Source organism: Streptomyces sp. NPDC050534 (genome assembly GCF_044457745.1).
Lineage (GTDB): Bacteria > Actinomycetota > Actinomycetes > Streptomycetales > Streptomycetaceae > Streptomyces.
The window spans coordinates 202,551-215,848 of record NZ_JBITHF010000006.1 but is presented as its reverse complement, the minus strand read 5'-3'; the positions used below and the strand labels follow the sequence as shown (position 1 = coordinate 215,848).

The 13,298-nt window shown below is 71.8% G+C and carries 13 protein-coding genes; 3 read left to right on the top strand and 10 right to left on the bottom strand.

Going from position 1 to position 13,298, the window contains the following annotated elements:
* Positions 1-121 precede the first annotated feature (121 nt).
* Both ACIBN2_RS21045 and ACIBN2_RS21040 read left to right on the top strand, forming a co-directional pair.
* Positions 122-2,212, top strand: coding sequence for a fructose-specific PTS transporter subunit EIIC (locus tag ACIBN2_RS21045; RefSeq protein ID WP_399136096.1), 2,091 nt, complete (start codon positions 122-124; stop codon positions 2,210-2,212).
* A gap of 140 nt (positions 2,213-2,352) precedes the next feature.
* Entirely contained in the window at positions 2,353-2,610 is a 258-nt protein-coding gene (locus ACIBN2_RS21040) for a hypothetical protein (RefSeq protein ID WP_399136094.1), read from the top strand.
* 30 nt (positions 2,611-2,640) lie between these two features.
* On the opposite strand, the gene ACIBN2_RS21035 is transcribed toward ACIBN2_RS21040, so the two are convergent.
* The 4 genes from ACIBN2_RS21035 to ACIBN2_RS21020 form a co-directional block, all read right to left on the bottom strand.
* Positions 2,641-3,387, bottom strand: coding sequence for a DUF6227 family protein (locus ACIBN2_RS21035; RefSeq protein ID WP_399136092.1), 747 nt, complete (start codon positions 3,385-3,387; stop codon positions 2,641-2,643).
* Between the two features lie 157 nt (positions 3,388-3,544).
* Positions 3,545-4,765, bottom strand: coding sequence for an Ig-like domain-containing protein (locus tag ACIBN2_RS21030; protein ID WP_399136090.1), 1,221 nt, complete (start codon positions 4,763-4,765; stop codon positions 3,545-3,547).
* Between the two features lie 151 nt (positions 4,766-4,916).
* A complete protein-coding gene (locus tag ACIBN2_RS21025; RefSeq protein ID WP_399136089.1) occupies positions 4,917-5,945 on the bottom strand; it encodes a P1 family peptidase in 1,029 nt (342 codons plus the stop codon).
* A 39-nt stretch (positions 5,946-5,984) separates the two neighbouring features.
* On the bottom strand, positions 5,985-7,241 hold the full coding sequence (locus tag ACIBN2_RS21020; protein WP_399136088.1) for a low temperature requirement protein A: 1,257 nt from the start codon (positions 7,239-7,241) through the stop codon (positions 5,985-5,987).
* 149 nt (positions 7,242-7,390) lie between these two features.
* Here ACIBN2_RS21020 and ACIBN2_RS21015 point away from each other — a divergent pair, with 149 nt between their 5' ends.
* Positions 7,391-7,573 carry a hypothetical protein gene (locus tag ACIBN2_RS21015; RefSeq protein ID WP_393868488.1) on the top strand — a complete coding sequence of 61 codons (183 nt, stop codon included), beginning with the start codon at positions 7,391-7,393 and terminating at the stop codon, positions 7,571-7,573.
* Positions 7,574-7,592: 19 nt separating this feature from the next.
* Here the strand turns inward: ACIBN2_RS21015 and mscL are convergent, their stop codons facing one another.
* From mscL to ACIBN2_RS20985, 6 genes are all read right to left on the bottom strand, one after another.
* Entirely contained in the window at positions 7,593-8,051 is a 459-nt protein-coding gene (mscL, locus tag ACIBN2_RS21010) for a large conductance mechanosensitive channel protein MscL (RefSeq protein WP_399136085.1), read from the bottom strand.
* Between the two features lie 111 nt (positions 8,052-8,162).
* Positions 8,163-8,708 (bottom strand): hypothetical protein, encoded by a 546-nt coding sequence (locus tag ACIBN2_RS21005; protein WP_399136083.1) that lies wholly within the window; start codon positions 8,706-8,708, stop codon positions 8,163-8,165.
* A gap of 141 nt (positions 8,709-8,849) precedes the next feature.
* The gene (locus tag ACIBN2_RS21000; RefSeq protein ID WP_399136082.1) at positions 8,850-9,683 is read right to left on the bottom strand and encodes an S-methyl-5'-thioadenosine phosphorylase; all 834 of its coding nucleotides are present in this window, start codon (positions 9,681-9,683) and stop codon (positions 8,850-8,852) included.
* A gap of 109 nt (positions 9,684-9,792) precedes the next feature.
* Complete coding sequence (locus tag ACIBN2_RS20995; protein ID WP_399136080.1) at positions 9,793-10,131, bottom strand: FmdB family zinc ribbon protein; 339 nt, start codon at positions 10,129-10,131, stop codon at positions 9,793-9,795.
* A gap of 67 nt (positions 10,132-10,198) precedes the next feature.
* Positions 10,199-11,461, bottom strand: a complete 1,263-nt coding sequence (locus ACIBN2_RS20990) for an MFS transporter (protein ID WP_399136078.1) — start codon at positions 11,459-11,461, stop codon at positions 10,199-10,201.
* Between the two features lie 277 nt (positions 11,462-11,738).
* Positions 11,739-13,262 (bottom strand): potassium/proton antiporter, encoded by a 1,524-nt coding sequence (locus tag ACIBN2_RS20985; protein ID WP_399136686.1) that lies wholly within the window; start codon positions 13,260-13,262, stop codon positions 11,739-11,741.
* Positions 13,263-13,298: the final 36 nt, after the last annotated feature.

Genomic DNA, 13,298 nt, shown 5'->3' with positions numbered 1-13,298 from the left:
CACGCGCGGTGCCCCTCCCGACCCTCCCCGATGCGACCACCCCCCGAACCCCCCGCAGCACCCCCGTCCCCCTCCCCGCCCACACGTCTGACCGGGCGATACGCGTGCTAAGGAGCCCGCGATGAGTGACATGATCACCGCGGACCTGGTCGATCTCGACCTGTCCGCCGACACCAAGGAAGCGGCGGCGCGCGCCCTCGCCGAGCGCATGGTCGCCCTGGGCCGGGTGACCGACCTGGACGGCTTCCTCGCCGACGTGGCCGCCCGCGAGGCGCAGATGCCCACCGGCCTGGACGGCGGAATCGGCATCCCGCACTGCCGCAGCGAGCACGTCACCGAGCCCACGCTCGCCTTCGGGCGCAGCGCACCGGGCATCGACTTCGGTGCCCCGGACGGTCCCGCCGACCTGATCTTCCTGATCGCCGCGCCCGCAGGCGCCGACGACGCCCATCTCACGATCCTGTCGTCGCTGGCCCGGCAGCTGATGAACGCCGAGTTCACCGACGCGCTGCGCGCGGTCGGCGACCCGGCCGCCGCCGCCGCGCTGATCCGCGGGGACGAGGCACCGGCGACGGCCGGCCCCGAAGACTCCGCTGCGGCTTCGGAGGCGGCCTCCTCCGAAGCCGCAGCGGGCAGCACGGCCCCGGCGCCGGGTGCGGGCGTCGAGGACGCTGCGGCCCCGGTGCCGGGCGCCCCGGCCGCGGACGCGCAGCCCTTCCGCATCGTCGCCGTCACCTCCTGCCCGACCGGTATCGCCCACACGTACATGGCGGCCGAGTCGCTGGAGAACGCGGGCCGCGAGGCGGGCGCCGAGGTCACCGTCGAGACCCAGGGCTCGGCCGGCTTCACCCGGCTCGACCCGGCCGTCATCGCGGCGGCGGACGGCGTGATCTTCGCGCACGACGTCCCCGTACGCGACAAGGACCGCTTCGCCGGCAAGCCGACCGTCGACGTCGGTGTCAAGGCCGGCATCAACCGCCCCGGCGAGCTCATCGCCGAGGTCCGGGAGAAGGCGGAACGCGGCGAGGTCACGTCCGGCTCCGCGCCCTCCACGCCGGTCGAGCGTGCCGGCGAGGCGGGTGAGGGCTACGGCACCAAGCTGCGCAAGTGGCTGATGTCCGGCGTGAGTTACATGGTCCCGTTCGTCGCGGCGGGCGGTCTGCTGATCGCCCTCGGCTTCGCGATCGGCGGCTACAAGATCAACAAGGCGCCGTCGGTCATGGACCACTTCGTGTGGACCCAGGGCGACAGCTGGGCCGCGCTGCTCTTCCAGATCGGCGGCGTCGCGTTCGCCTTCCTGGTCCCGGTCCTGGCGGGCTACATCGCCTACGGAATGGCCGACCGGCCCGGTCTCGTCCCCGGCTTCGTGGGCGGCTCGATCGCCCTCACCATCAACGCCGGTTTCCTCGGCGGACTCGCCGCCGGTCTGATCGCCGGTGGCGTGGTGATGGCCATCCAGAAGGTCAGGATCCCGGCGGCGGTGCGCGGCATCATGCCGGTGGTGGTGATCCCGCTGATCTCCTCGGCGATCGTCGGATTCCTGATGTTCGTCGTGATCGGCAAACCCATCGCCTCGGCCCAGAAGGCCATGACCGACTGGCTCAACGGCCTCTCCGGCGCCAACGCCGTCCTGCTCGGCGCCCTGCTCGGCCTGATGATGTGCTTCGACCTCGGCGGTCCCGTCAACAAGGTCGCGTACACCTTCGCCACCGCCGGCATCGCGGTCTCCAACCCGAGCGACTCCGCGATGAAGATCATGGCCGCGGTCATGGCCGCCGGCATGGTCCCGCCGCTCGCGATGGCGCTGGCCACCACGGTCCGCGGCAAGCTCTTCACGCAGACCGAGCGCGAGAACGGCAAGGCGGCCTGGGTCCTCGGCGCCTCCTTCATCTCCGAGGGCGCGATCCCCTTCGCCGCGGCCGACCCGCTGCGCGTCATCCCCTCCGCGATGGTGGGCGGCGCGATCACCGGGGCCCTGTCGATGGCCTTCGGCGCCACCCTGCGCGCCCCGCACGGCGGCATCTTCGTGGTCCCGCTGATCGGCAACCCCTTCCTCTACCTGATCGCCATCGCGGTCGGCACCTGTGTCACCACGGCACTGGTGGTGGTCCTGAAGGGCATGCGCAAGCCGGCACCGGGGGCCACGACCGCCGGTACGGCGGACGGCACGGCCGCGGCCACGGCCGGCTCGAAGCAGCCGGTGGCCGCCTGACCGGCAAGATCCCCGCATGTCCCTTTGGCGCCCTGTGAGTTGATCACTACGGCGAAGAGGCAAGTGCGGCACCTGTACGACCTGCGAGATACGTCACGGTCCGGGACCAAAGTCCCGGACTGTGGTGTCTACTGGAGCCTATGCCTGATGAGCACGTCTCGGTCCTTCAGTCGATGGGCGTGGTGATACTCGCCCTCGCCGCCGCCGTCTGGATCTTCGGCCTGATCAGCCTCGCGCGCCGCGGCCACTTCGGTGCGGTCCCGTGGCCCGTCGTCGGCAGCCTGCGGGCCCTTCCGCTGCAGCGCCGGTCGCCCCCGCCGCTGGAGTACACCGAGCTGACGCCGGCGGAGCAGGCCGCGTTCGCCGGTCTCGTACGGCAGCTCAGCAAACGTCGCTGACCGGCCGCACGGCGACCGGGTTCCCGGCCCTCAGGAGACCTGGGCCGCCCGGCGCTCCATCGCGTCCCGGGCCGCCTCCTCGCTGACGTAGACCTCGCACATGTGCCGCCCGTCGGGCGTCGCCGTGTGCTCGACCTCCCAGAGCGAGACCTCCTCGCCGTCCCGCAGCAGGAAGGCGTGCTCGTAGAGCGAGAAGCAGAGCCCGGCGCGGCCCGCCCGGCACGGGCGCCCGAAGGCCTGCGTGATCTGGTGCGCGAACGCGGTGGCGAGGAGCGCGGAGGTCTCCGCGCCCGGCCGGTCCGCGTTCTCCGCGCGGCGCAGCAGCCGGCGCGCGTGATCCGCCGAGTCGTCCGGCACGTACGCGTGCCGGGGTGCGGGGATCGGCGACAGCTGCACCGTCACGGGCAGTTCGAAGTCCACCGTGTCCGGAGGCAGCGGCAGCCGCGCGGTCGCGGTGCGCAGCTCCTCCTCGTCGACGTACACCTCGTGCTGGGCGGGGCCGCCCGGCGTGGTGTTGTGCACCAGCTCCCACAGCGTGAGCGCCGAGCCGTCGGCGAGCAGCCAGGTGTGGCGGTAGGTCTCGCGGTGCAGTCCCGCGCTGTGGTGCGCGGAGTGCAGTGAACCGTCGTGCGCCAGCGCGCAGTCGAGCCGCCGTATGGTCTCGTCAGGCAGCTCGAAGCTGTTCAGCGCACGGCCGAGGAGTCGCGCGAGATGCTCCTCCGGAGACTCGGGCGACTCGGGTGGTTCGTACGCTGCCGTCTCGTACGGAACGCTCAAGGCTTCTCCCGGCGTTGCTGCATGTCACCTTGTGGGTGCATACCGTAGCCCCTCGGTCGGACATCATGTCCGGGAACCGAGAAAACGTACGCACGGAAAACGCCCGGGCCGTGCGGGCGGTTCCCGCATGGCCCCATGGTCCTGGAGAATCCGCAGCTCAGGCGGTGCTGCCCGCGACCCATTCGCTCCACGGCAGGTTCCATCCGTTGAGCCCGTTGTCGGGCGCGACGGTCTTGTCGGGGGAGTTCTTGACGACCACTACGTCCCCGATGAGTGAATTGTCGTAGAACCACTTGGCGGGAGTGGCGCCCTGTGCGCCCTGTACGTCCGCGAGTCCGACGCAGCCGTGGCTGGTGCCCTCACGGCCGAAGGGCGGATTGCCCTTGTTGTACCAGTAGTTGCCGTGAATGAACGTTCCCGACGTCGTCAGCCGCATCGCGTCCGGCACGTCCGCGATGTCGTACTCGCCGCCGAGGCCGACGGTCTGGCTGTTCATCCGCGTCTGCCGGAACTTCTCGGAGATCACCATCTGCCCGTTGTACGTGGTGTGCTGCGGGCTGCCCGACGAGATCGGCACCTTCCTGAGGGCCTTGCCGTCCCGCATCACCGTCATGGTCTGGGTGTTCACGTCGACCGTGGAGACCTGCGAACGCCCGACGGTGAAGGTGACGGTCTTCTTCTGCACGCCGTAGAGGCCGCTCGCGCCCTGCACGCCGTCCAGGTCGATCTTCATCGTGACCTTGGAGCCGGCCTGCCAGTACTGCTCGGGCCGGAAGTCGAGGCGCTGCGCCCCGAACCAGTGCCCCACCACCTTCTGCCCGCTGCTGGAGCTGACCGTGATGTGCGACTGCACGGCCTTCTTGTCGGTGATCGCCTTGTCGAAGCCGAACGACACCGGCATCCCGACGCCGACCGTGGTGCCGTTGTCCGGGGTGTACGTGCCGATGAAGCTGTTCGCCGAAGCGACCGTCGTGAAGATGGAGTTGGCCGCGGCCGTCCGCCCGCTCGCGTCCTTGGCGGTCGCCGAGATCTGGTACTTGGTCCCGCGCTCCAGCTGCGCGTTCGGCTTCCAGGCCGCGCCGTTCGCGGAGATCGAGCCCGGCACGGCCTGACCCGACCCGGCCACCGTCATCTTCACGGTGGTCAGCTTGCCGTCGCTGACCTTCACCCCGGTCGTGTTGATCGAGGCGGCGTCCGAGCCGTCCTTCGCCGAGATGACGATCTTCGCCGTCGAGGTCTTCGTCGAACTCCCGCCGCCGCTCGAGGTGTTGGCGTCGGCGTTGGCGTTGCCGCCGCAGGCGGTGAGGGTGAGGGCGCCGACCATCAGGGCGGCACAGGCCCCCAGTGCGCGCCGCGCTGCTATGTCCGGCGTTGTCACGGGCTGCTCCAGGTTCGTGTGATGTGCGTGATCCGTTCCAGTACGTGGAGAAAGAGGGAACGGCGGGCCTGTGAGGTTCCCGCCGTTTCCCGTGAACGCCATCACGTGACAAAACCCGGACAATCGCGGGGCGCCCTCGCCCCGCTTCGGCTCACCCGCTCCCGTACAACTCCCCGTACGACGGCCACACTCCGCCCGCCCCCTCCACCGACTCGGCGGCGCGCACGGCGCGGACGATCGCGCGGGTCACCATGTCCGCGCCGGCTGCGAGGACTTCGTTCAGCGCCAGGGGGTTCCCGGCGTCGAGCGGGTGGGCCCCCGTCGCCAGCGTGAACACCGTGTCCCCGTCGTTGAGCAGGTGCACCGGGCGGACGGCGCGTGCGATGCCGTCGTGTGCCGTGCCGGCCAGCTTCTGTGCCTGCGCCTTCGTCAGGTCGGCGTCGGTGGCGACCACGGCGAGCGTGGTGTTCATCGGGGGGCGCCCGTTCCTCGCCGCGCACTCGGCGAGGCGCCTGCGCGCGGCCTCGTGCACCCGCGCCTCCGGGCGGTCCACCCGTCCCTGGAGCAACTCCCCGTACAGCACCCCCGTTTCCGGATCCATCGCCGAACCCGCCGCGTTGGCCACGACCAGCGCGGCCACCGTGATCCCCGAGCCGAGCAGCACGCTCGCGCTGCCGACCCCGCCCTTCAGCGCCCCGACGGCGGCACCCGTGCCGGCGCCCACGCACCCCTGCTCCACGACCGCCCCGGCCGCGCTCGCCGCTGCCGCCTCGACCGCGGCCCGTCCGGTGGCCGCGTCGGGCCGGGCGGAGAACGTCCCGCCCCGGCCCAGGTCGAAGACACAGGCGGCGGGCACCACCGGCACCACGTGCGCCGGGTCCGGTCCGACCCGCACCCCCCGCCCCCGCTCCTCCAGCCAGGCCATCACGCCGGACGCCGCGTCGAGCCCGTAGGCGCTGCCGCCGGTCAGCACGACCGCCTCGATCTTGCTCACGAGATTGCGCGGGTCCAGCGCGTCGGTCTCCTTGGTACCGGGACCGCCGCCCCGTACGTCCACGGCGGCCACGGCGCCCCCTTCCGGCGCGAGCACGACCGTGGTGCCGGTGAGCCAGCCGCCGCCGGTGCGCGTGGCATGGCCCACCCGCACCCCGGCGACGTCCGTCAGAGCGTCGATTGTCATGCCCTCAGTCTCGCGCGGCTGCGGGCGAGGAGGGTCCCGTCACGCGACGGGCGTCGTGGCCCGATCTCCGCCGGCCCCGCTCGCGCCGCGCTCCCGGGTGACCATGCGCGCCGTCAGCGTCACGCCCGTCGCCACCGCCAGCCCGCACACCAGTCCCGCCGTGAGCACCGCCCAGTCGCCGAGGAAGGTGCAGACGATGACCAGCAGCGACGCGGACGGCAGCACCAGCTGCTGGGCGATACCGACCTTGTAGAAGCGGGAGTGCAGCGCCCACACGGTGAGCAGGAACAGCGCCGTCGGGAGGGTCACGGCCGATGACGCGGCCAGCGTGGAGATGTGCGCCTCGCCGACCGCCTGCTCCACGGCCACCTCGAGGCCGGCCCCGATCGCGGCCCCCGACGCGAAGATCAGGTAGTGGCCGTAACCCCAGACGAACGACTGCCGGTTGGAGCGCAGGTGGCCGTGGATGGGGACCACGAAGTAGATCCACCAGGCGGCGAAGATGATCAGCAGGCCGCCCGCGGCGATCGGCAGCAGCTCGCTCAGCGCGTCGTGTTCGTCCAGGCCCGACTTCACGGCGACGGTGGCCGCCGCGATGGTCTCGCCGAGCACGATGATCGTGAACAGGCCGTACCGCTCGGCGATGTGGTGCGGGTGCCAGGACGTGGGGTGGGCCTTCTCCGCGTACAGCGGCACGAGCATCTCCAGCGGGGCCATCACCAGGAAGACCCACGGCCGGGCGCCCTCGGGCAGGACCAGCAGCCCCAGCCAGCCGATCTGGCACAGCAGCACGCCGACGGCGTAGCGCAGCGCCATCGTCCGCTCGGCGCCCCGGCTCGACCGCGCCACGCGCAGCCACTGCGCCGACATGGCGAGCCGCATGACCACATAGCCCAGCCAGACGCCCAGGAACTCGTGCTGGTCGAAGGCTCGTGAGATCCCCGCCGCCAGGACGAGCACGCCGGCGATCTGGACCAGCGTGACGACCCGGTAGAGGGCGTCGTCGTTGTCGTACGCCGAGGCGAACCAGGTGAAGTTCATCCACGCCCACCAGATGGCGAAGAAGATCATCACGTAGTTGAGGATTCCTTCGGCCGCGTGCCCGTCGGCCAGGGCGTGCACCAGCTGGGCACCGGCCTGGGCGATGGCCACGACGAAGCACAGGTCGAAGAAGAGCTCCAGGGCGGAGGCGACGCGGTGCGCCTCGTCGCGCCCGCGTGCCGTGAGCCTGCGCAGTGGTCTGTGGGCCGCCGGCGGGCCGGAGGGTGCCTGCGGCGGAGTGGAACTGCTCGTCATGCCTTCCAGCACACCAGATGGGCGGCGGAAATTCCTGCGAAGGGATCACCAGCGGTCCGCGGCCGGAGCGCACACGGGAAAGCCCAGGTGGGAGGGGGCGACTCGTAGCACCCGGCGGTGGGCCGCTCCGGTCCCCGTACCCTGGAGGCATGACTTCCGCCCCCGCCCCCGAGCCGCGCGCCCCGAAGCCCGCGCTGATCTTCGACGACCCGCTGGACCAGCAGTCGTCGGACGACACGGACCGTGGCTGGGGCGAGCGGCCCGGTTCGGACGGCGATGCCGCCGCCGACCTGAAGCGCTTCCTCGACGAGAAGCCGCCCCACCACATCTGACCCTTGCGGGCCGCCCGCGCTAGCGCTCGTCGTGCCCGGCCCCACGCTGGGCGACCAGCGCGTCCCGGATCTCCTTGAGCACCTCCAGCTCGCTCACCTCCATCACCTCGTGCGCGCCCTCCCGCGCCTTCCTGCGGGCCTCCTGGCGGGCCAGGTACTTCGACATCGGCAGCACCATCAGGAAGTAGACGACCGCCGCCGTGATGACGAAGGTCAGGGTGGCGCCGAGGACCGAGCCCCACAGCAGCTGGATGCCCTGGTCGCCCTTGCACGTCCCGCTCAGGCACGAGCGGTAGTTGTCCAGGTTCTTGGTGCCGATCGCCCCGACCAGCGGGTTGATGATCCCCTTCACCAGCGAGTTCACGATGTTGGTGAAGGCAGCGCCGATGACCACCGCGACCGCCAGGTCCACCACGTTGCCGCGCATCAGGAAGGCTTTGAAGCCCTGCCAGACGCTCGGGTCCTTCTTCTCGCTCACTTGGGGGCCTCTCGTTGCACGCACATGTTGAGGAACAAACAGTTCCGCAACCTACGTCAACGCGCGGCCACCCTGTCCAATTGGGTAGCTGGAACGAGGGACTTGACAGGATCAACACAGAATCACCGCCAACCGTGCCGTCGCGCCCGCTCCGGCGAGGCGCGCGGCGGCCGGACGAGGCACCGAGAGCACGACGAGCGCGCCGCTGCCGGCCGCCTCGTCCAGGGGCTCCGGCACCTTTGTCACCCGCGCCCCGCGCGCGACCACGCGGGCGTCGCCGCCCGCCGCCGTCTCCGGGGCGGCGACCACGTCCACCCGGTCGCCGGGCCGCAGCAGCGCGACGGTGGCGCCGTCGGCGATCCGTACCGGCGCGGACACCGTCTCGACGGCCCGGTGCCGTCGTACGGGATCCGCGACCGGGTGGCCGCGCGGCCCCTCGGCATCCCGTGGCCCCGCCGCCACCAGCGCCGCCGCGGTCACCGCGAGCCCGGCGGCCACCGCCCGCCTCCGGTGCCGCACCAGCCGCTGCAGCCGGTACCGCCCGCCGCGCACCCGCACGGGAGCGAAGTGCGGGACCTCGCACGTGGCGGGGGTGTCGGTGCCGGGCGAACGAGGCGGGGCGGGGGAGAGGGACGGAGGGAGCGGAGAGATCGGCATGCGGATCACCACCTGCATCGGGAACGGGCTCGCAGACCCACGATGAGGCGTCGCGCCGATCTCCGCCGAGACCGGTGGATGACCGACGGGTTGTGGACAACTCCCACACCCGAACGGGAAGTTCCGGTCCCTTCGCGGCGACTACGGCAGCGCGAACCCCGGATCCATCCCGCCCAGCGCCGAGGTGCACAGACAGTCCCGGTCCGCGGTCGCCGGCAGCGCGGCCACCGCGTCGAAGAGCACACCCCGCAGCCGGTCCACGTTCGCGGCGAACACTCGCAGCACCTCGTCGTGCGAGACGCCCTCACCGGTCTCGGCACCCGCGTCGAGGTCGGTGACCAGGGTCATCGACGTGTAGCAGAGCTCCAGTTCGCGGGCGAGCGCCGCCTCGGGGTGGCCGGTCATGCCCACCACCGACCAGCCCTGCGCCTGGTGCCACAGCGACTCCGCGCGGGTCGAGAAGCGCGGGCCCTCGACGACGACCAGCGTGCCGCCGTCCACCGGCTCCCAGTCCCGTCCGCGCGCGGCCTTGAGAGCGGCCGTGCGCCCGACGGGGCAGTAGGGGTCGGCCAGGGACACGTGCACCACGTTCGGCACCGTGCCGTCGGGCATCGGCATCCCGTCGAAGTACGACCCCGCGCGGGTCTTCGTACGGTCGACCAGCTGGTCCGGCACGAGCAGCGTGCCCGGCCCGTACTCCGCGCGCAGGCCGCCCACCGCGCACGGGCCGAGGACCTGGCGCACGCCGACCGAACGCAACGCCCACAGGTTGGCGCGGTAGTTGATCCGGTGCGGGGGCAGGTGGTGGCCGCGGCCGTGGCGGGGCAGGAACGCGACCCGACGGCCGGCGACCTCACCGAGGAAGAGGGAGTCGCTTGGTGGCCCGTACGGGGTGTCCACCCGGACCTCGGTCACGTCGTCGAGGAACGAGTAGAAGCCCGAGCCGCCGATTACACCGATCTCTGCGTTCGCCATGGCCCGAACAGTATCCGGCCCCCGTCGGCGGGCGGAGAAGGGCACCGGAAACACCGAAGACCCCACCGTCGTACGACGGCGGGGTCCCGTGGGACGAGTCCGGTGGGTCCTAGGCTGCGCTGCTGCCGGACGAGGCGCCGGTGCTCGACGGCTTCGACTTCGACTTCGAGTCCGAGGTCGAAGAGGACGAGTCCGAGGAAGAGGACGTCGAGGAGGACGACGACTCGGTGGACTTCGACGACTTCGACGCCGGCGCGGTGCTCGACGAGGAGCCGCGGCTGTCGTTGCGGTAGAAGCCGGAGCCCTTGAAGACGATGCCTACGGCGGAGAACACCTTCTTCAGGCGGCCACCGCAGTTGGGGCACTCGGTGAGGGCGTCATCGGTGAACTTCTGCACCGCCTCGAGGCCCTCGCCGCATTCGGTGCACTGGTACTGGTAGGTCGGCACTGTCTTCCTCCTGGCACTCTCACTCAATGAGTGCTAACGACGGTCCATAGTGACGTATTCCTGGGAATCAGTCCACCGTCACCGGCGCGCGGTGACCGACGCCACGTGCGACGGTCAGGTTGCGCGGCCGCGGCGTCAGCCGGGACCGCAGGGCCGCGAGGGTCGCGAACGCGAGCACGGTGCCGCCCGCCGGCACCAGGAATCCGGCGCCGGCCCAGAGCCGGTCCTCCAGCTGTCCGGCGACGGTGACGGCCACCGCCTGGCCGAGCGCGACCGCGCCGGTCAGCCAGGTGAAGGCCTCGGTGCGGGCGCCGGCCGGGACCAGGTCCTCCACCAGCGTGTAGCCGGTGATCAGCGCGGGCGCGATGCACATGCCGACGAGCAGGCCGAGCCCGGCCAGCAGCGGCACCGAGTGCGCGGTCCACAGGCCGGAGGCGGTCAGCGCGAGGGCGCCGTAGCCGACGACGAGCCGCCGCCGCGGGGCCGCCTTCCAGGCGACTGCGCCGCAGACGATGCCGGAGAGCATGTTGCCCGCGGCGAAGACGCCGTACAGGACGCCGTTCAGGCCGGGCTCGCCGATCGACTCGGTGAACGCGGCCAGCGAGACCTGCATGCCGCCGAAGACGGAGCCGATGCCGAGGAAGGCCACGACCAGCACACGCACACCGGGGACGCGCAGTGCGGAAACGTGCTCCACGCGCGCGTGCCGGGCGCCGGCGACGGCGGGCTGCGTGCCCTTCGACGCGGCGAACAGCAGCCCGCCGAGCAGGGTCAGCGATGCCTCCGTCACCAGGCCCGCGGCGGGGGCGACCGTCGTGCACAGGGCGGTGGCCAGCAGCGGACCGAAGACGAAGGTCAGCTCGTCCGTGACGGACTCGAAGGCGGCCGCGGTGTTCATCAGCGGCGATCCCTGGAGCTTGACGCCCCAGCGGGCGCGCACCATGGGCCCGATCTGCGGCACCGAGGCGCCGGTCGGCACGGCGGCCGCGAACAGCGCCCACAGGGGTGCGTGGATCAGCGCGAGCGCCGTCAGGGTCAGACCGGACAGCGCGTGCAGCAGCACGCCGGGGAGCAGCACGGCGCGCTGCCCGTAGCGGTCGGCGAGACGGCCGCCGTAGGGCGCGCACAGCGCCATGGAGACACCGGTGACGGCCGCCGCGGCGCCCGCGACGCCGTAGGAGCCGGTGGTGTGCTGCACGAGCAGCACGATCGAGATGGTGAGCATCGCGAACGGCTGGCGCGCCGCGAAGCCGGGGACCAGGAACGTCCAGGCGCCGCGGGTGCGCAGCAGCTGTCCGTAGCCCGGCCGTCGGGTGACCGTGGATGCCACGGCCCGTGCCTTTCTGCCGCCTGGTGGCACGCCCGTGCGGGGGCGCCGAGAGCTGTCCTCTGGTGCGGACTGCGGTAGATACCGGAGGCCGCCCACAGGGTTGGGCGCCACGGCCGCCATACGGTCGCGTCAGCTCTGCGTCAGGCAGAGTTGGTTCGATCAGGTTGCCTTCATCCTACAGGGATCAACGCCCGATACGCCTGTGAAAACGAGCACCACGCGAGCGGCCACCTGTGATTCCCGGACGGGCAAACCGCGCGAAACGGAACATCGAGAGCTACGTCCCGTTCGTCCCCAGCCATCCCGCCAGCTTGCCCCCGTGCCCGACCGAGCGCAGCCGCCGCTCCGCGGCGTCCCGTACGGGATCGGTGGCGACCACGAGCAGTTCGTCGCCGCGCCGCAGCACCGTCGTCGGCATGGGGACGAACGACGTGCCCTCGCGGACCACGAGGGTGACGGCAGACCCGGCCGGCAGCCGCAGCTCGGCCACCTCGACGCCGTGCATCCGCGATCCCTCGGGGATCGCGACGGACAGCAGATGCCCGCGCAGCCGCTCCAGCGGAGCGGACTCGATGCCGAGGTCGGCGGCCCCGCCGCTCTCGCCCAGGCGCAGCACGCGCGCGAGCCACGGCAGGGTCGGCCCCTGGACCAGGGTGTAGGCGACGACCAGGACGAAGACGATGTTGAAGATCCGGTGGCTGGCGTCGACGCCCTGCACCATCGGGATCGTCGCCAGGATGATGGGGACCGCGCCGCGCAGCCCGGCCCAGGACATCAGGGTCTGCTCCTGCCACGGCACCCGGAAGGGCGCCAGGCACAGCACCACGCTCAGCGGGCGCGCCACCATGGTCAGCACGAGGCCGATGACGAGTGCGGGCACGATGTCGTCGCCGAGCTCGTGCGGGGAGACCAGCAGGCCGAGCAGGACGAACATGCCGATCTGGGCGATCCAGCCGAGCCCCTCGGCGAACCCGCGGGTGGCGGGCCAGTGCGGCAGCTTCGCGTTGCCCAGCACCATCGCGGCGAGGTAGACGCCCAGGAAGCCGCTGCCGTGCGCCAGCGCACCGCCCGCGTACGCCATGACGGCGATCGCCATGACGGCGATGGGGTAGAGGCCGGAGGCGGGCAGCGCCACGTGTCTGAGGCCCCAGGCGCCGAGCCAGCCCACCGCGAGCCCGATGGCCGCGCCGATGGCCAGTTCCAGCGCTATCTCGCCGAGCAGCACCCACCAGTGGGAGACCGGGCCCGCCGTGGAGAAGGCGACGACCAGGATGACGACCGGGGCGTCGTTGAAGCCGGACTCCGCCTCCAGCGTGCCCGTCACGCGCGCGGGCAGGGGGATTCTGCGCAGCACCGAGAAGACCGCCGCCGCGTCCGTCGAGGAGACGACCGCCCCGATGATGAGCGCCTGCCGCCACTCCAGCCCGACCAGGTAGTGCGCGCCCGCCGCGGTGACGCCGACGCTCACCGCGACGCCGGCGAGGGCCAGGGCGGAGGCGGCCGGCAGGGCGGGTTTGATCTCCTTCCACTTCGTGCTGAGGCCACCCTCGGCGAGGATCACCACGAGGGCCGCGTAGCCGATGACCTGGGTGAGTTCGGCGTTGTCGAAGCGGATGTCGCCGATGCCGTCCTGGCCCATGGCGACGCCTATCCCCAGGTACACGAGCAGGCTGGGGAGCCCGCTGCGCGAGGAGATCCGGACCGCTGCCACGGCGACGAGCAGGACGAGCGAGCAGACGAGCAGTAGCTGGTTGAGATGGTGGACTGTCAGCGGCCGTTCCCTTCGCCGGCCCGCGCGCATCCCGCGCGTGGGCTCACGTTCATGGGACACGAAGCG